Origin of the sequence: Streptomyces griseoruber (assembly GCF_001514205.1) — a bacterium.
GTDB lineage: Bacteria > Actinomycetota > Actinomycetes > Streptomycetales > Streptomycetaceae > Streptomyces > Streptomyces griseoruber.
Genome location: NZ_KQ948776.1, coordinates 214492 through 231484 on the forward strand (window position 1 = coordinate 214492; position 16993 = coordinate 231484).

Consider the following 16993-nt stretch of genomic DNA (forward strand, 5'->3'; position numbering starts at 1 on the left):
ACAACTTGTGTCACCCCATGTGCCACAAAGCGCCCATACAAGGAGAGTTCCCGCGGTGAGCGAGAAGAAGAATCCGAGCATCTGGCACGGCTTCAAGGCCTTCCTGATGCGAGGGAACGTCGTCGATCTGGCCGTGGCGGTGGTGATCGGCGCGGCCTTCACGAACATCGTGAACTCGGTGGTGAAGGGCATCATCAACCCCCTGGTCGGCGCGATCGGGACCAAGAACCTGGACAGCTACAGCTCCTGCCTGGAAGACCCGTGCAAGGTCGCGGCGGACGGGACGGTCACGAGCGGTGTGCCGATCCTGTGGGGCACCGTCCTGGGCGCGGCGCTGAACTTCGTGATCACCGCGGCGGTGGTGTACTTCCTGATGGTGCTGCCGATGGCGAAGTACCTGTCCCGGGTGGAGGCCCGCAGGAAGGCGCGCGAGGGCACGAAGGAGGTCATCGAGGTGACCGAGCTGCAGGTGCTGAAGGAGATCCGCGACGTGATGGTGACCCAGCGGGGTCCGGGGTCCGCCGGGCGGTAGTCGCCGCTCTCCGGGGGCTGTGCGGCGCCGTTCAGACGTTGCGCGGCACGGTTCAGAGGTGGTGGGGCGGCTTCTCGTCCAGGAAGCGCCTGAGGTCGGCCGCGCTGTCGACGGACGAGGCCGGACGCTCGCCCCAGCCACCGTCGGTGTCGTCCGAGGACTGCTGGTCCAGCGGGTCGTCGAAGGACAGCGTGGCCTTCGGGTCGCGCGGCTCGGGTGCGGCGGGGGTGCTCATGCCTCCAGGGTACGTCTCCCCCGGTCAGGACTTTTCGGCGCGCATCTGCTGTGCTGTGGCCCATGACGTCCAGTACTGCTCGCGATCACGCGAGACCCCTGCGCAAACTCACCGCGCGGGGGCGCGGGGAGGCGCATCGGGTCGCCTCCCCGCTCGAGCTCTTCTTCGACCTGTGTTTCGTGGTTGCCGTCGCCCAGGCGGGCGTGCAGTTGGTGCATGCGGTGGCCGAGTCCCACGCGGGGGAGGGCATCCTCAACTACGCGATGGTGTTCTTCGCCATCTGGTGGGCGTGGATGAACTTCACGTGGTTCGCGTCGGCGTACGACAACGACGACGTGCTGTACCGGGTGGTCACGCTGGTGCAGATCGCCGGGGTGCTGGTGCTGGCGGCAGGCGTCTCGCGGGCGTTCGAGGACCACGACTTCGTGGTCGTCTGGTTGGGCTACGTGATCATGAGGTTCGCGCTGAGCTGGCAGTGGCTGCGCGTCGCGTGGTCGGCCGAGGGCCCGGAGCGGACGATGGCGCTGCGGTACGCCGGGGGCGTACTGCTGTGCCAGGTGGGCTGGGTGGGGCTGCTGGTCCTGCCGGAGGGCGCCAGGGCCTGGCTGTTCCTGGTGATGGCGGTGCTCGAGATGTGCGTGCCGGTGTACGCGGAGAAGGACCATCCGACGACCTGGCATCCGCATCACATCGCGGAGCGGTTCGGGCTGTTCACGATCATCGTGCTGGGCGAGACGATCGCGGCGGCCACGGTCGCCGTGAAGTCGGCCGTCGACGAGAGCGACGCGCTGGGCGAGCTGTTGCCGATCGCGGTGGGGGGTCTGCTGATCGTCTTCGCCGCGTGGTGGATCTACTTCGTGGTGCCCATCCACGGTCATCTGCGTTCCAACCAGCAGTCGTTCGTGTGGGGCTACGGTCACTACTTCGTGTTCGCCTCTGCCGCGGCGATCGGTGCGGGCCTGGAGGTGGCCGTGGAGCAGGCGGTCGGCAAGGCGCATCTGTCGACGCCGGCCGCGTCGGCGGCGGTGACGCTGCCCACGGCGCTGTATCTGCTGACGGTCTGGGTGCTGCACGCCCGACACTTCAAGGTGGGCCTGGCCCAGCAGTTGGTGCTGCCCGGTGCCGCGCTGTTGATGATCTGCTGCACCTTCCTCGGCGACTGGGCGGTCCTCGCGGCCGGCCTGGTGGCGGCGCTGACGGTGGCGACGGGGACGACGCTGACGGCGCGCGCTGCCGCGCGCGAGAGCGCGGCAGTCGCTTCGGACGGAGTGGGATAGCCGTACCGGGGCCGGGGCCGGGCGAGACTGGCTGCCATGACAGTTGACGCTCTGACGGATGTCGCGGGCGTGCGGGTGGGGCATGCCACCCGGGCAGGCGACGGTTGGCTCACGGGCACCACGGTCGTGCTCGCGCCGGAGGGCGGCGCCGTGGCCGCCGTGGACGTGCGCGGGGGTGGTCCCGGTACCAAGGAGACCGATGCCCTCGATCCGCGCAATGTGGTGCAGCGGGTGGACGCGGTCGTGCTGACCGGCGGCAGTGCCTACGGGCTCGATGCGGCGTCCGGGGTGATGGCCTGGCTGGAGGAGCGGGGGCGCGGGGTGCCCGTGGGGCCGGATCCCGCGCACGTGGTGCCGGTGGTGCCCGCCGCTTGTGTCTTCGATCTGGGGCGGGGCGGTGACTTCCGGGCCCGGCCGGGTGCGGAGCTCGGGCGGGCCGCGGTCGAGGCGGCCGCGGCGAGCGCGCCGGGTGCGCGGGTGCCGGAGGGGTGTGTCGGGGCCGGGACGGGCGCGGCGGTCGGGGCGATGAAGGGTGGGGTCGGCAGTGCGAGTGTCGTCCTCGGCTCGGGGATCACGGTGGGGGCGCTGGTGGTGGCCAACGCGGTGGGGTCGGTGGCGGATCCGGAGACGGGGGTGCTGTACGGGGAGTTGTTCCAGGGGCGGGTGGAGTATCCGGAGGCGGGTGTGCATGAGGTGGCACGCCGACGGCTCGCCGAGGGCGCCGCGCGGAACGCTCCTCCCCCGCTGAACACGACGCTCGCGGTGGTCGCCACCGACGCGGAACTGACGAAGGCGCAGGCGCAGAAGCTGGCGGGTACGGCGCATGACGGGATCGCGCGCGCGGTGCGTCCGGTGCATCTGCTGCACGACGGCGACACCGTGTTCACCCTGGCCACGGGCGCCCGTCCGCTCGCCCCCGCGCATCCCCTGGCCCTGAACGACATTCTCGCGGCGGGCGCCGATGTGGTGACGCGCGCGATCGTGCGGGCCGTGCGGGCCGCAGTGTCGGTGGAGGGGCCGGGCGGGGCCTGGCCGTCGTACACGGAGTTGTACGGGGGCTGAGGAGCCGGCGGCGGGCGATTGTCCTGGTTCTGTCACGTCATCGCGTTCATTGGGCCAAGGAGGGAACCCCGGCGGGTGCCGGGACCCTCCTTTCTCACGTACTGGAGCGGATCACGCACATCACACGAAGCTGGAGCAGCCCGTGACAACGCCGGACATAGCAGCGCGGCGCGTACTGGGAGCCTGTGCCGTCCTGGTGGTCGGCGCCCTGACCCTGACCGCCTGTGGGGGAAGCGCCAACGCCAAGAGCGGTGACGACGGCAAGGGCGGTAAGGGGACCTCGCCCAAGACGTCCACCGCGAAGATCGTCATCTCGGCCAAGGACGGCTCGACGGATGCGTCCATCAACACGACCGGGGTGAAGGTCAGCGACGGGCGGCTGACCGAGGTGAAGATGACGGTGGCCGGGACGGCGCAGGCCGTCGCGGGCGCCCTGTCGGCCGACGGCAGCAGCTGGAAGCCGAAGGAGCAGTTGGAGCGCGGGACGAAGTACGAGATATCGGCGACCGCGAAGGACGGGAGCGGCAAGGTCGCCGCCGCCAACTCGATCTTCACCACGGTCACTTCGGCGAACAGTTTCATCGGGACGTACACGCCGGACAACGGGACGACGGTCGGGGTGGGGATGCCGGTGTCGTTCACGTTCGACAAGGTGATCAGTGACAAGAAGGCCGTGCAGTCGCACATCACGGTGACGTCCAGCAGTGGGCAGCAGGTGGTGGGGCACTGGTTCGGGGCGCAGCGGCTCGACTTCCGGCCCGAGGAGTACTGGAAGGCCGGCTCCAAGGTCACGATGAAGATCGACCTGGACGGGGTCGAGGGCGCGAACGGCGTCTACGGGGTGCAGAAGAAGACGGTCAGTTTCGAGATCGGGCGTTCGCAGGTGTCCACGGTGGACGTGAACACGGAGATGATGACGGTCGTGCGGGACGGGCAGGTCCTGCGGAAGGTGCCGATCTCCTCGGGCAGCCCGCAGCACACCACGTACAACGGCCAGATGGTGATCTCGGAGAAGTTCACGCAGACGCGGATGAACAGCCAGACGGTCGGTCTGGGCGGGGAGTACGACATCCCGGACGTGCCGCATGCGATGCGGCTGACGACGTCGGGGACGTTCATCCACGGCAACTACTGGTACGACAAGGGGAATCCGCCGTTCGGTCGGGTGGGCACGAGCCACGGGTGCGTGGGGCTCGCCGATGTGCAGGGCGCGCAGGGCGACACGACGGCGAAGTGGTTCTACGACAACTCGCTGATCGGGGACGTCGTGATCGTGAAGAACTCGCCGGACAAGACGGTGGCGCCGGACAACGGGCTCAACGGCTGGAACATGTCGTGGGCCGAGTGGACCGCGGGGAGCGCGGCCTGAGCGGGGCGATACGGATGCCGGTGTTCCGGGGCAAGAGGCCTCCCACCGGCGGTTTCTGAGGGATCGTTGGGGCCGCGCGGGAACTTTTCGCGCGGCCCGCGCGTTTTCCCCGACGTAGGTTTCTCGGTTCCTGGACATGATGTCGGACCGAGGGGCTACGGTATGCACCCACAAGGTGACATGCAGCAACGCCGGGAGAAACCTTGAGCGTTCCGTACGAGACTGCAGCGTACGAACCAGCCGAGTCGCCCGAGTCTCCGGAGGAGCATCTCGCGCGGCTGCTAGGTCGTGCCCTGAACTCGTTCGAGCTGCCGGACGACGTCCTTCGGCGGCTCGACTGCGCGCTGGCGCACGACAGCTCGCTGCACTCCGCGCATCACAGCGCGGGTCTGCACCGTGAGACCTACCGGCACACCTGGCTGCTGGCCGACGGGTGTGCGCTGACGCTGTGGGAGCTGGTGCACAACACCGCTCCGGGCAGCGAACCGCAGCATGAGGTGTACGTCGACGAGGAGGAGTTGCGGACGGCGACCGCGCGGCTGCCGTTGCCGCCGGACGAGCCGGATTTCGAGCTTCCGGTGCTGGCGCCGCTGGAGCCGGTGTCCGCGCCCCGGCATGTGTATGTTCCGGACGACTCGGCGGACCATGCGCGTCGGCTGCTGCGTCGCGCGGAGAACACCGACCGGCCGGGTGCGGACACCGCCGAGCTGTTGAGGTCGGCGTTCGCGCACCAGATCACGCAGGCGTTCGGGCGGCCCTGCCGGGCGGGCCGGGCCGGTCTGGGCTTCTCGCTGTACGAGCACGCGTTCCTGTTGCGTGACGGGCGGGAGATCTCCCTGTGGGAGGTGGAGCACACGGCGACGCCGGACGGGCGGCACATGTGCGAGGTGTACGAGTCGGAGGCCGAGGCCCGGGAGGCGATGGAGCGCCGGGCGGCGCAGGTCTCCTGACCGTCGGCAGGATGTCGGGCACAGGCCGAGCGGCCGGTCGCCGCCCCGTTGCGTGGGGTTGCGACCGGCCGCTGGTGCGGGTGGCTCAGGGCCTGTGGGTCAGGCCGCGACCGGCTGCTTCGTCTCCGCCGCGGTGGCGGTCGCGTCGCCCCGGGTCGCCGTGGTGGGCGTGCTGCCGGGTGCCGGCTTGCGCAGGCCCTTGAGGACGACGACCAGGGCCGTGGTGACGCAGACGCCCGCCGCGATGGCGATCAGGTAGAGGAACGGGTTGCCGATCAGCGGGACCACGAAGATGCCGCCGTGGGGGGCGCGCAGGGTGGCGCCGAAGGCCATCGACAGGGCGCCGGTGACCGCGCCGCCCACCATCGAGGAGGGGATCACGCGCAGCGGGTCGGCCGCGGCGAACGGGATCGCGCCCTCGGAGATGAAGGAGGCGCCGAGGACCCAGGCGGCCTTGCCGTTCTCGCGCTCGGTCTCGGTGAAGAGCTTGCCGCGCACGGTCGTGGCCAGGGCCATCGCGAGGGGCGGGACCATGCCGGCCGCCATGACCGCGGCCATGATCTTCATGGCGGAGTCGCTGGGGCTGGCGACGGCGATGCCGGCGGTGGCGAAGGTGTACGCGACCTTGTTGACGGGGCCGCCGAGGTCGAAGCACATCATCAGGCCGAGGAGGGCGCCGAGGAGGACGGCGTTGGTGCCAGTGAGGCCGTTCAGGCCGTCGGTGAGGGCCTTCTGGGCGGAGGCGATGGGCTTGCCGATGACGACGAACATCAGGAACCCGACGATCGCCGAGGAGATCAGCGGGATCACCACGACGGGCATGATGCCGCGTACCGCCGGCGGGATCTTCACCTTCTGGATCGACAGCACCACACCACCGGCGATCAGACCGGCGGCGAGGCCGCCGAGGAAGCCGGCGTTGATGGTGACGGAGATGGCGCCGCCGACGAAGCCGGGCACGAGCCCCGGTCGGTCCGCCATGCCGTAGGCGATGTAGCCGGCCAGGACGGGGACCAGGAAGCCGAAGGAGACGACGCCGATCTGGAAGAGCAGCGCGGCCCAGCTGTCGCCCTGGGTCCACACGAAGTGGTCCATGACCGACGGCGCCTTGTTGATCTTGTATCCGCCGATCGCGAAGCCGAGGGCGATGAGCAGACCGCCGGCCGCGACGAACGGGACCATGTACGAGACGCCGGACATCAGCCACTTGCGGAGCTTGGTGCCATAGCCCTCGGAGGAGTCGCCCGCGCGTTCCACCGGAGTGCCGGGCGCGGCCGCGGCGGTGACCTCGCCGCGTTCCGCCTTGCCGCGCACCTCGGTGATCAGCTCGGCGGGGCGGTTGATGCCCGCCTTCACGCCGACGTCGACGGTGGGCTTTCCGGCGAAGCGGTCCTTTTCGCGGACGGGGACGTCGTGGGCGAAGATCACGCCGTCGGCGGCGGCGATGACGGCCGGGTCGAGCCGGGTGAAGCCGGCCGAGCCCTGGGTCTCGACGGTCACCTCGACGCCCGCCTCGCGGCCCGCGTTCTCCAGGGACTCGGCCGCCATGTAGGTGTGGGCGATGCCGGTGGGGCAGGAGGTGACGGCGACGATCCGGAAGGGGCGCGGCGCGGGCTCGGGGGTGGTGGCCGTGTCGGTGTCGGCGGAGGCCGCCGCCGACACCGACACGGAGTCTTCGGAAGTGCCCGAGGAGGCGCCCTCGGCCGCGGTGGCCGGGGTTTCGTCGCCTCGGATCAGGGCCGCCGCGGCCGCCGGGTCGCCGGCCGCGCGCAGTGCGTCGGTGAACTCGGTGTTCATCAGCTGGCGGGCGAGGGACGACAGGATCGTGAGGTGGGCGTCGTCGGCGCCGGCGGGGGCGGCGATCAGGAAGATCAGGTCGGCGGGGCCGTCGGCCGCGCCGAAGTCGATGCCGCCGGTGCTGCGGCCGAAGGCGAGGGTCGGCTCGGTGACGTGTTCGCTGCGGCAGTGCGGGATGCCGATGCCGCCGTCGAGGCCGGTGGGCATCTGGGCCTCGCGGGCGGCCACATCGGCGAGGAAGCCGTCCAGGTCGGTCACCCGGCCCTGGGCCACCATGCGTGCGGCGAGGGACCGCGCCGCGGCTTCCTTGGTGTCGGCGGACAGGTCGAGGTCGACCAGGTCCGCGGTGATCATGTCGCTCATCGCGGGCTCCTTCGCACGCGTATCGCCCGGGACGTGGGGTGGGCGCGGGTGAGGGTGGGGACGGGAGTGGGGGTGGGGTGGGGAGAGGGGAGGGGGGCGGCGCGTAACAGGAGGGTCGTCATGACGCCGGCTCCTTCAGTTCGCGGTCCACCGGCACCTGCGCGGTGACCGTCACGGCCGCCGGGTCCAGGTCGCCCGGGGTCGGCATGACGCTGCCGGGCAGTTGTACGGCCGCCGCGCCGTGGGCGACGGCGGAGGCGAGCGCCGCCGGGCCGCGCCCGCCGGCGATGAGGAACCCGGCGAGGGAGGAGTCGCCGGCGCCGACATTGCTGCGGACGACGTCGACCCGGGCGCTCGCGAACCAGGTGCCCGCGTCTTCCACGAGGAGCTGTCCGTCGGCGCCGAGGCTGGCGAGGACGGTACGGGCGCCCATCTCGCGCAGTTCCTCGGCGGCCTTGACCGCGTCGCCCACCGTGGCCAGGGGGCGGCCGACGGCTTCGGCGAGTTCCTCGGCGTTCGGCTTGACCACGTCGGGCCGCTCGCGCAGCGCTTCGAGGAGGGCGCGTCCGGAGGTGTCCAGGGCGATCCGTGCGCCCCCGGCGTGCGCCCGGGCGACGACCTCGGCGTACCAGGAGGGGGCGAGGCCGCGGGGCAGACTGCCGCAGCAGGCGATCCAGTCGGCGTCGCGGGACTGCTCGCGGACGGTCTCCAGGAGCAGTTCCTGCTCGTCCGGGGAGAGCTCGGGACCCGGTGCGTTGATCTTCGTCAGGACGCCGTCGGACTCGGCGAGCGCGATGTTGGAGCGGGTGGCTCCGGCGACCGGGACGGGGGCGACCTCGATGCCCTGTGCGTCGAGGAGTTCGGCGACGAGTGCGCCGGGCGCACCACCGAGGGGCAGGACGGCGATCGTGCGCCGGCCGGCGGCGGCGACCGCCCGGGAGACGTTGACGCCCTTGCCGCCGGGGTCCATCCGCTCGCCGGTGGCGCGGATGACCTCGCCGCGGTCGAGGGAGGGCACCTCGTAGGTGCGGTCGAGGGAGGGGTTGGGGGTGACCGTGAGGATCACGCCCCCGGGGCTCGTGGGGGTGCCGCTCATGCTCGTACTACTTCCGTGCCGCCGCGCTCGATGGCGGCCGCGTCGTCGTCGCTCAGCCCGCTGTCGGTGATCAGCAGGTCCACGTCGCTCAGGTCGCCGAAGCGGGCGAAGTGCTCCTGGCCGTGCTTGGCGGAGTCGGCGAGCAGGACGACCCGGCGCGCCGCGGCGACGGCCGCCCGCTTGACCGCGGCCTCGGCGAGGTCGGGGGTGGTCAGTCCGTGCTCGGTGGAGAAACCGTTGGCCGCCACAAAAAGTACATCAGCTCGGATTTCGCCGTAAGCGCGGAGCGCCCAGGCGTCCACGGCGGCGCGGGTACGGTGCCGTACGCGCCCCCCGACGAGATGGAGCTGCATACCGGGGTGGTCCGCGAGGCGGGCCGCGATGGGCAGGCTGTGGGTGACGACGGTGAGCTCGGCCTCCAGCGGGAGCGCGGCCGCGAGGCGGGCGACCGTGGTGCCGGCGTCGAGGATCATCGTTCCTTCGGAGGGCAGTTCCGTCAGGGCCGCCTTGGCGATGCGGTCCTTCTCGTCGGTGGAGGTGCCCTCGCGTTCGGCGAGGTCCGGTTCGAAGTCGAGGCGTCCGACCGGTATGGCACCGCCGTGGACCCGGCGCACCAGGCCGGCGCGGTCGAGGGCCTTCAGATCGCGGCGGACGGTCTCCGCGGTGACCTGGAACTCCTCGGCCAGCGACAGGACGTCCACCCGGCCGCCCTCACGGGCGAGCCGCAGGATCTCCTGCTGCCGCTCCGGTGCGTACATGTCCGCTCGCTTCCGACTCATGCCCGAACTTGTGGTTTCGAGCCGAGGCTACGCCCGGATTTCCGGAAAGTAAACAGGTTCGGGCTTGATTCGGACATGAACGGACTTACGCGCCAAGAGGAGCCAGAAAACGCCAGGGGAAGCCAGAAAACATCAGGAGACGTCGGGGGATCAGGTACTAGTGCCGCGGCAGGCAACGTTCGCCCCGTCGCGACGCCCGGCACGCACTCTCGCCGCACCGGCCGAAAGCCCAAGTACGTCCAGTACGAGGACTTCCGGCCGGCACGCCGAGAGCACGCACCGGACGCCGCTCCTTGACGGGCAAACGTTGCCTGCCGCGGCACTAGGCCGGAAACCGTCCTACTTCTGCGGCATGCTCGGCGCATGACCACGGGCACTCCGGCACGGCTGCTGCAGTTGCTCTCCCTCCTCCAGACGCCCCGCGAGTGGCCCGGCGGCGAGCTGTCCCGGCGGCTCGGGGTGTCCCGGCGTACCGTGCGGCGGGACATCGACCGGCTGCGGGAGCTGGGGTATCCGGTGCAGGCCAGCAAGGGCGCGGACGGCGGGTACCGGCTGGTCGCGGGCAAGGCGATGCCGCCGCTGGTGCTGGACGACGAGGAGGCCGTGGCGATCGCGGTCGGGCTGCGGGCGGGCGCCGGGCACGCGGTGGCGGGCGTGGACGAGGCGTCCGTGCGGGCCCTGGCCAAGCTGGAGCAGGTGCTGCCCGCCCGGCTGCGCCGCCGCGTCACCACGCTCCAGGCCGCGACCACCCCGCTGACCAGCGGGGACGGGGCGACCATCGCGCCGGAGACACTGACCGTGATGGCGTCCGCGGTCGCCGGGCACGAGCGGCTGCGGTTCGCCTACCGGGCGAAGGACGGCACCGGGTCGCGGCGGCTGACCGAGCCGTACCGGCTGGTGTCGACGGGGCGGCGCTGGTACCTCGTGGCGTACGACGTCGACCGGGCGGACTGGCGGACGTTCCGGGTGGACCGGGTGAGCGAGCCGTTCGCGACCGGGGCGCGGTTCGCGCCCCGGGAACTGCCGACGGGGGACGCGGCGGAGTACCTGAGGCGGTCCTTGCAGGGGCAGGCGCACGAGTACGCGTTCGACGTCACCTTCCCGGAGCCGCCGGAGGCCGTCGCGGCGCGGCTGCCCGCGTGGATGGGCCGGCCGGTGGAGGACGGGGCGGGCGGGAGCCGGCTGCGGGGGACGACCGGTGATCCGGTGGAGTGGCTGGCGGTGCGGCTGGCGATGCTGGGGTGCGAGTTCTCGGTGCGGGAGCCTCGGGAACTGGTGGAGTGTGTCAGGGAGTTGGGGGCGCGGTTGGGGCGGGCGGGAGGTGTGGGGGGCGCGCGTTGAGTCAGGTGCGCTCCGGCTCCCAGGCGAACTCCCGCAGCGCTTCCAGATTGCGCAGTGCCAGGGCTGCCGGGCCGTCCGGGGCGGTGGCGGGGGTGTCGCTCGCGGCCCAGCTCTGTACGGCGACACGGACCGCGGCGCTCACGACGGCGGCACCGAAACGCAGGTGCGGCGTGACCCCGCCCTTCCCGGCGCCACCGTCGCCTGCGCCACCGTTCCCGACGCCACCGCTGCCTGCGCCACCGTTCCCGGCGCCACCGCTGCCTGCGCCACCGTTCCCGACGCCACCGTCGCCTGTGCCACCGTTCCCGGCGAGCCGTGCCGCCAGGACCAGTGCCAGTGACTCCTCCGACGTCTGGCAGACCTCCGCCCAGACCTTCCCCAGGGCGGGCACGGCCCCCGCCAGGCGGATCAGGGTGCGGACCCATTCCCAGGAGGCGGCCGAGACGCCCCGGCCCGGGACGAGGGTGTGGTGGACGGCGTGGGCCAGGGCGTCGGGGAGCGGGAGGGCGGGCGGGGCCTCGCGGACCGCTTCCACCCAGCGCTGGGCGCCCGCCGCGTAGAGGGGGGCGACGGCCTCTTCCTTCGTGGCGAAGTAGCGGTAGAAGGTGCGCGGGGCGATGCCGGCGGCCTGGGCGATGTCCTCGGCGCGGGTGGCCTTGAGGCCATGGGCGACGAAGAGGCCCGCCGCGGCCCTGGCGATCTCCATCCGGGTCGCCGCCTTGCGCCGCTCGGTCAGGGAGGCCGTGGCGGGGGTGGAGCTGGTCACACTCGGCAGGCTATGCCCATGTGGCACAATCTGCCATCCGGGCGGGCCACCCCGTGGTTCAGGTACGGGGTGACCCGCCCACCTCGGCGTCGGCGGAAACCGGGCGGGCGGACGAGGGAAGCCCGGCAGGTGAACGAGGGAAGCCGGGCAGGTGTGCGCGGGAAACCTGGCGGGCGGACGAGGGCGAGCCGGGCCCGGCGCCCGGGGGAAGGCGCCGAAGCCCGGCTCGGGGAAAGTCCCGGCGCCGGGGGGATGGTGCGTCGGGACGTGGTCCTCGGGGAGCGGGACGGGGTCGTGGGTCTCGAACTCCCGTGCCCTGAAGTCTTGTTCCCCGGTCCTCGGCATTGAAGCGACGTTGTATCGCCATGTTCGCGCGGGGTCGCGGCACCCGGCGCACGCGGGCGGAACCGGCGTGCCCCGGGTGTGCCGAGGATCCGAGGAAAAGCCCCCGCCGCCTAGGCCGCGGCCTCGAACCCGGTGTCGCGGGCCAGCTTCTTCAGTTCCAGCAGGGCGTGCTTCTCGATCTGCCGGATGCGTTCACGCGTCAGGCCGTGCTCCTTGCCGACCTCGGTGAGGGTGCGCTCCCGGCCGTCCTCGATGCCGTACCGCATCTTGATGATGGAGGCGGTGCGCGGCTCGAGGCGGTCGATGAGGCCGTCGAGTTCCTCGCTGCGCAGCAGCGTGAGGACCGACTGCTCGGGCGACACCGCCGAGGTGTCCTCCAGGAGGTCGCCGAACTGGGTCTCGCCCTCGTCGTCCACCGACATGTTCAGGGACACCGGGTCGCGGGCCCAGTCCAGGACGTCCGTGACGCGCTCGGGGGTGGAGCCGAGTTCCGCGGCGATCTCCAGGGGCTCGGGGTCGCGGCCGTGCTCCCGGTTGAACTCGCGCTGGACGCGGCGGATCCGGCCGAGCTCCTCCACCAGGTGGACGGGCAGGCGGATCGTGCGCGACTGGTCGGCGATCGAGCGGGTGATGGCCTGGCGGATCCACCAGGTGGCGTACGTCGAGAACTTGAAGCCCTTGCGGTAGTCGAACTTCTCGACCGCTCGGACCAGGCCGGCGTTGCCCTCCTGGATCAGGTCGAGGAGGGGCAGACCGCTGCGCGGGTAGCGGCGGGCGACGGCGACGACCAGGCGGAGGTTGGAGCGGATGAACACGTCCTTGGCACGGTCGCTGTCGGCGACCAGGGCCTGAAGCTCCTCGCGGGTGGCGTCCGCGCGGGACTCCTCGTACCCGTCGAGGATCTGCTGCGCGAACACACCCGCCTCGATGATCTGGGACAGCTCGACTTCCTTGGCGGCGTCGAGCAGCGGTGTGCGCGCGATCTCGTCGAGGTACATGCCGACCAGGTCGCGGTCGGCGATCTCGCCGCCATGGGCGCGAACACTGCTTGCCGCGCCGGTCCGGCCACTGGCGGACTGACGACGGGCGACGGCACGGGTTGCCATGCGTGCTCCCTTGCGATGGTGGGGTCAGCGGGTGGTCCTTGGACACCGGGCACTCGGTCAGTGGTCCCGGGACTCGCTTCGGGACTCTGCTCGTGTGCCCTGCATCCGATGGAAACAACGACTGGAATCAGGACAGAATTCCCAACCCGTACCCCGGATTTTCTGATCATGCAGTACCCTGTCCGGCCGTTGGCGGGCCACACGGGGAGAAGCGATGACGTCCGAGCACGCAGAGGTGCAGGTCAGGCCGGGAGTCGAGGGGGACCTCGAAGCCCTCACCGACCTCTACAACCACTATGTGCGTGAGACGCCCATCACATTCGATACCGCGGAGTTCACTCCGGAAGAGCGCCGCCCTTGGCTGCTCTCCCACCCTGAAGACGGCCCGTACCCGCTGAAGGTTGCCGTGGACACGGATTCACAGGAGATTCTGGGGTACGCCACGGCCGGCCCTTTCCGGGGGAAGCCCGCGTACGTGACCTCCGTCGAGGTGACGGTCTACCTCCGCCCGGACGCCGGGCGCCGCGGCATCGGCACGCTCCTCTACCAGGCGCTCTTCGAGGCGCTCGCCGGCGAGGACGTCCACCGCGCGTACGCGGGGATCGCGCAGCCGAACGAAGCGTCCACGCGGCTGCATGAACGCTTCGGCTTCCGGTACGTCGGCACCTACCGGGAGGTGGGCCGCAAGTTCGGCCGCTACTGGGACGTGGCCTGGTACGAGAAGGCGCTCCGGGGCTCCTGAAGGAACTCCCGGCCCCAGGGCCGTCAGCGCCCCAAGGCCCGAGGGCCCCAGGGCCCTCAGCGCCCCAGGGCCCTCAGCCGAACTGCACCGACCGCTTGGCCAGCCCCATCCAGAACCCGTCGATCACCGACTTCTGCGCGTCCAGCTCGCCGGAGACCTCGGCGGCGCCCATGGTCACGAAGAGCGGGGCGAAGTGCTCGGTGCGGGGGTGGGCGTAGCGGCCGGCCGGGGCCTTGTGGAGGAAGTCCAGCAGGGAGTCCCAGTCGCGGGCCTCCATGGCCCGCCGGCCCCAGTCGTCGAACTCCACCGACCAGGAGGGGATGCCGCCCTGGCGCAGGGCGGCGAGGTTGTGGGTGAAGAAGCCGGAGCCGACGATCAGGACGCCCTCGTCGCGCAGGGGAGCGAGCCTGCGGCCGATCTCCATGAGCCGCACGGGGTCCAGGGTCGGCATCGACACCTGGAGGACGGGGATGTCGGCGGCCGGGAACATCTCGACGAGCGGGACGTACGCACCGTGGTCGAGACCGCGGTCGGGGATGTCCTGGACGGGGATCCCGGGGGCTCGCAGCAGCTTGCGCACGCTCTCGGCGAGCTCCGGTGCGCCGGGTGCGCCGTACTTCACCTGGTAGTAGTGCTCGGGGAAGCCCCAGAAGTCGTAGACGAGGGGTACGGGCTCGACGGCGCCGAGGGCGAGGGGGGCCTCTTCCCAGTGGGCGGAGATCATCAGGATCGCCTTGGGGCGGGGAAGGCCCGCGGACCAGGCGGCGAGCTCACCCGGCCAGATCGGGTCGTCCGCGAGCGGCGGCGCGCCATGACTGAGGTACAGGGCGGGCATGCGTTCCTGAGTGGCGGCGGACATGGCGGCGACTCCCTCCGGTTTCCGGTCGGCTCCCTACCGGAACCGTTGCTTGAAATCTAAAACGTCAACATCCAACAGCGTATTCCCAATTGATTTAAATTTCAAGGAGCGTGCGCTTACAGTGGACCACATGAAGACCGCATCCACTTCCGCCGAAGAGCCCCGATGGCTCACCGACGAAGAGCAGATCGTCTGGCGCTCCTATGTCCACGCGAGCATGCTCCTCGAGGACCACATGGACCGGCAGCTCCAGCGGGACGCGGGGATGCCCCACATCTACTACGGCCTTCTGGTCAAACTCGCCGAGTCGCCCGCGCGCCGGCTGCGGATGACCGAACTCGCCATGCACGCGAAGATCACCCGCTCACGGCTCTCGCACGCCATCGCCCGGCTGGAGAAGAGCGGCTGGGTACGGCGTGAGGACTGCGCCTCCGACAAGCGCGGGCAGTTCGCCGTGGTGACCGAGGAGGGGCTGGACGTGCTGCGGCGGGCGGCGCCGGGGCATGTCACCGCCGTGCGCAACGCGGTGTTCGACCGGCTCAGCGGGGAGCAGCAGAAAGCCCTCGGCGAGATCATGCAGATCATCGCCGAGGGCCTTCAGCCGGATGAGGCGGGGGCCGACCTTCCCTGGCTCCGTTAGACACGCCGCTCGGTGCAGTCGTTCAGTGCAGTCGTTCAGGTGCGGCGTCGTCGTGGCTGGTCGCGCAGTGGCCCGCGCCCCTTTGAGGGGGCCCTTCGAGGGGGCGACCCTAGTGGGCCACCACCGGGATCTGGACCGCGTCCTCCGTGTCCGTCGCGCCCTCGCCCGTCGCCGGGCCCAGTTCCGGCTTGCCGGCGGTGATGAGGGTCAGGGCGATCGCGGCGGCGGCGACCAGGATGCCCACGGCGAACCAGATGGCGCTGGTGTAGCCGTGCACCATGCCCTCCAGCTGGACCAGCTGCTGCTGGGGCTTGGAGGCGGCACCCGCGATGTGGTCCTTGATGTACGACGTCGTCGCGGACGCGGCGATCGTGTTCAGCAGGGCGGTGCCGATCGCGCCGCCCACCTGCTGCGAGGTGTTGACCATCGCGGAGGCGACACCGGCGTCACGCGGTTCGATGCCGTACGTGGCCAGGGACATCGCCGGCATGAACGCCGTACCCATGCCGAGGCCGAGCAGCAGCATCGCCGGCAGCAGGACGGCCGCGTAGGAGGAGCCGATCTCCAGGCGGGTCAGCAGCAGCATGCCGAGCGCGGCGACCAGGAAGCCGGGGCCCATCAGCAGACGCGGGGCGACCCGGGTCATCAGACGGGTGCCGATCTGGGTGGAGCCGGTGATCATGCCCGCGATCATCGGCAGGAACGCGAAGCCGGTCTTGACCGGGGAGTAGCCCTTGACGACCTGCAGGTAGTAGGTCAGGAACAGGAACAGGCCGAACATCGCGATGATCGCGAGGCCGAGGGAGAGATAGACACCGCCGCGGTTGCGCTCGGTGATCACCCGCAGGGGCAGCAGCGGGGCCTTGACCTTCGACTCGACGATCACGAAGGCGAGCAGCAGCACACCGGAGGCGACGAACATGCCGACGGTCAGGGAGTCGCTCCAGCCGTCGGACTCGGCGCGGGTGAAGCCGTAGACCAGGGAGACCAGGCCCAGGGTGGAGAGGATGACGCCCGGGATGTCGAGGGAGGAGCGGTTGCGGCCGCCCTCGGGCTCACGGATGACGAAGTACGCGCCGGCCGCGGCGACGATCGCGAACGGGATGTTGACGAAGAAGGTCCAGCGCCAGTCCAGGTACTCGGTGAGGAACCCGCCGAGGATCAGGCCGACCGCGCCACCGCCGCCGGCGATCGCGCCGTAGATGCCGAACGCCTTGGCGCGCTCCTTGGCGTCGGTGAACATCACCGCGAGCAGGGAGAGCGCGGCGGGCGCGAGGAGTGCGCCGAAGGCGCCCTGGAGCGCGCGGGCGCCGAACATCATGGCCTCGTTGGTGGCGGCGCCGCCGAGCGCGGAGGCCACGGCGAAGCCGGCGAGGCCGGTGACGAAGGCGCGCTTGCGGCCCCAGAGGTCGGCGATACGGCCGCCGAAGAGCAGCAGTCCGCCGAAGGCGAGGGCGTAGGCGGTGACGATCCACTGCCGGTTGCCGTCGGAGATGCCGAGATCCTGCTGGGCGGAGGGCATCGCGATGTTCACGATGGTGGCGTCGAGCACGACCATCAGCTGGGCTATGGCGATGAAGGCCAGGGCTTTCCAGCGGTTGGCGTCCGGGACGCCGGGAGCCTTCAGGGCTGTTTCGGACATGGAGATACCCACTTCGGGACTTCGTGACGGAAAAAGGGTGAGGTAAGGGGGCGGCTCGTCTACGGCGACGGCCGCGGGGCCACCGGTTGGAC

General features: G+C 71.0%; 16 protein-coding genes. 8 read left to right on the forward strand and 8 right to left on the reverse strand.

Annotated features, from left to right (window positions below; translation table 11 throughout):
• Positions 1 to 55 precede the first annotated feature (55 nt).
• Positions 56 to 532: a large conductance mechanosensitive channel protein MscL gene (mscL, locus tag AQJ64_RS31415; RefSeq protein ID WP_055631331.1), complete on the forward strand. Its 477-nt coding sequence runs from the start codon at positions 56 to 58 to the stop codon at positions 530 to 532.
• Between the two features lie 52 nt (positions 533 to 584).
• Here the strand turns inward: mscL and AQJ64_RS31420 are convergent, their stop codons facing one another.
• The gene (locus tag AQJ64_RS31420) at positions 585 to 767 is read right to left on the reverse strand and encodes a hypothetical protein (RefSeq protein ID WP_055631332.1); all 183 of its coding nucleotides are present in this window, start codon (positions 765 to 767) and stop codon (positions 585 to 587) included.
• A gap of 62 nt (positions 768 to 829) precedes the next feature.
• On the opposite strand from AQJ64_RS31420, the gene AQJ64_RS31425 reads away from it, so the two are divergent.
• From AQJ64_RS31425 to AQJ64_RS31440, 4 genes are all read left to right on the forward strand, one after another.
• Positions 830 to 2044: a low temperature requirement protein A gene (locus AQJ64_RS31425; RefSeq protein ID WP_059203205.1), complete on the forward strand. Its 1215-nt coding sequence runs from the start codon at positions 830 to 832 to the stop codon at positions 2042 to 2044.
• A 36-nt stretch (positions 2045 to 2080) separates the two neighbouring features.
• Entirely contained in the window at positions 2081 to 3106 is a 1026-nt protein-coding gene (locus AQJ64_RS31430; RefSeq protein WP_059203206.1) for a P1 family peptidase, read from the forward strand.
• Between the two features lie 142 nt (positions 3107 to 3248).
• On the forward strand, positions 3249 to 4475 hold the full coding sequence (locus AQJ64_RS31435; RefSeq protein WP_079062058.1) for a L,D-transpeptidase: 1227 nt from the start codon (positions 3249 to 3251) through the stop codon (positions 4473 to 4475).
• 203 nt (positions 4476 to 4678) lie between these two features.
• The gene (locus tag AQJ64_RS31440; protein ID WP_055638520.1) at positions 4679 to 5425 is read left to right on the forward strand and encodes a DUF6227 family protein; all 747 of its coding nucleotides are present in this window, start codon (positions 4679 to 4681) and stop codon (positions 5423 to 5425) included.
• A 99-nt stretch (positions 5426 to 5524) separates the two neighbouring features.
• Here the strand turns inward: AQJ64_RS31440 and AQJ64_RS31445 are convergent, their stop codons facing one another.
• From AQJ64_RS31445 to AQJ64_RS31455, 3 genes are all read right to left on the reverse strand, one after another.
• Positions 5525 to 7585 carry a PTS fructose transporter subunit IIABC gene (locus tag AQJ64_RS31445; protein ID WP_059203207.1) on the reverse strand — a complete coding sequence of 687 codons (2061 nt, stop codon included), beginning with the start codon at positions 7583 to 7585 and terminating at the stop codon, positions 5525 to 5527.
• A 118-nt stretch (positions 7586 to 7703) separates the two neighbouring features.
• Positions 7704 to 8651, reverse strand: a complete 948-nt coding sequence (pfkB, locus tag AQJ64_RS31450; RefSeq protein ID WP_059203212.1) for a 1-phosphofructokinase — start codon at positions 8649 to 8651, stop codon at positions 7704 to 7706.
• Between the two features lie 26 nt (positions 8652 to 8677).
• Complete coding sequence (locus AQJ64_RS31455) at positions 8678 to 9439, reverse strand: DeoR/GlpR family DNA-binding transcription regulator (protein WP_055638489.1); 762 nt, start codon at positions 9437 to 9439, stop codon at positions 8678 to 8680.
• Positions 9440 to 9823: 384 nt separating this feature from the next.
• Between AQJ64_RS31455 and AQJ64_RS31460 the strand changes: the two genes are divergently transcribed.
• A complete protein-coding gene (locus tag AQJ64_RS31460) occupies positions 9824 to 10801 on the forward strand; it encodes a helix-turn-helix transcriptional regulator (protein ID WP_055639178.1) in 978 nt (325 codons plus the stop codon).
• Between the two features lies 1 nt (position 10802).
• On the opposite strand, the gene AQJ64_RS31465 is transcribed toward AQJ64_RS31460, so the two are convergent.
• Entirely contained in the window at positions 10803 to 11507 is a 705-nt protein-coding gene (locus AQJ64_RS31465) for a TetR family transcriptional regulator (protein ID WP_059203213.1), read from the reverse strand.
• 515 nt (positions 11508 to 12022) lie between these two features.
• Complete coding sequence (locus AQJ64_RS31470) at positions 12023 to 13018, reverse strand: sigma-70 family RNA polymerase sigma factor (RefSeq protein WP_055638623.1); 996 nt, start codon at positions 13016 to 13018, stop codon at positions 12023 to 12025.
• A 214-nt stretch (positions 13019 to 13232) separates the two neighbouring features.
• Here AQJ64_RS31470 and AQJ64_RS31475 point away from each other — a divergent pair, with 214 nt between their 5' ends.
• Positions 13233 to 13760, forward strand: a complete 528-nt coding sequence (locus AQJ64_RS31475) for a GNAT family N-acetyltransferase (protein WP_055638622.1) — start codon at positions 13233 to 13235, stop codon at positions 13758 to 13760.
• Between the two features lie 73 nt (positions 13761 to 13833).
• Here AQJ64_RS31475 and AQJ64_RS31480 read toward each other — a convergent pair whose 3' ends face one another.
• The gene (locus AQJ64_RS31480; RefSeq protein ID WP_055638621.1) at positions 13834 to 14619 is read right to left on the reverse strand and encodes a dioxygenase family protein; all 786 of its coding nucleotides are present in this window, start codon (positions 14617 to 14619) and stop codon (positions 13834 to 13836) included.
• 130 nt (positions 14620 to 14749) lie between these two features.
• On the opposite strand from AQJ64_RS31480, the gene AQJ64_RS31485 reads away from it, so the two are divergent.
• Positions 14750 to 15259: a MarR family winged helix-turn-helix transcriptional regulator gene (locus AQJ64_RS31485; RefSeq protein ID WP_055638625.1), complete on the forward strand. Its 510-nt coding sequence runs from the start codon at positions 14750 to 14752 to the stop codon at positions 15257 to 15259.
• A gap of 109 nt (positions 15260 to 15368) precedes the next feature.
• On the opposite strand, the gene AQJ64_RS31490 is transcribed toward AQJ64_RS31485, so the two are convergent.
• Positions 15369 to 16901: an MFS transporter gene (locus AQJ64_RS31490; protein ID WP_055638624.1), complete on the reverse strand. Its 1533-nt coding sequence runs from the start codon at positions 16899 to 16901 to the stop codon at positions 15369 to 15371.
• Positions 16902 to 16993 lie beyond the last annotated feature (92 nt).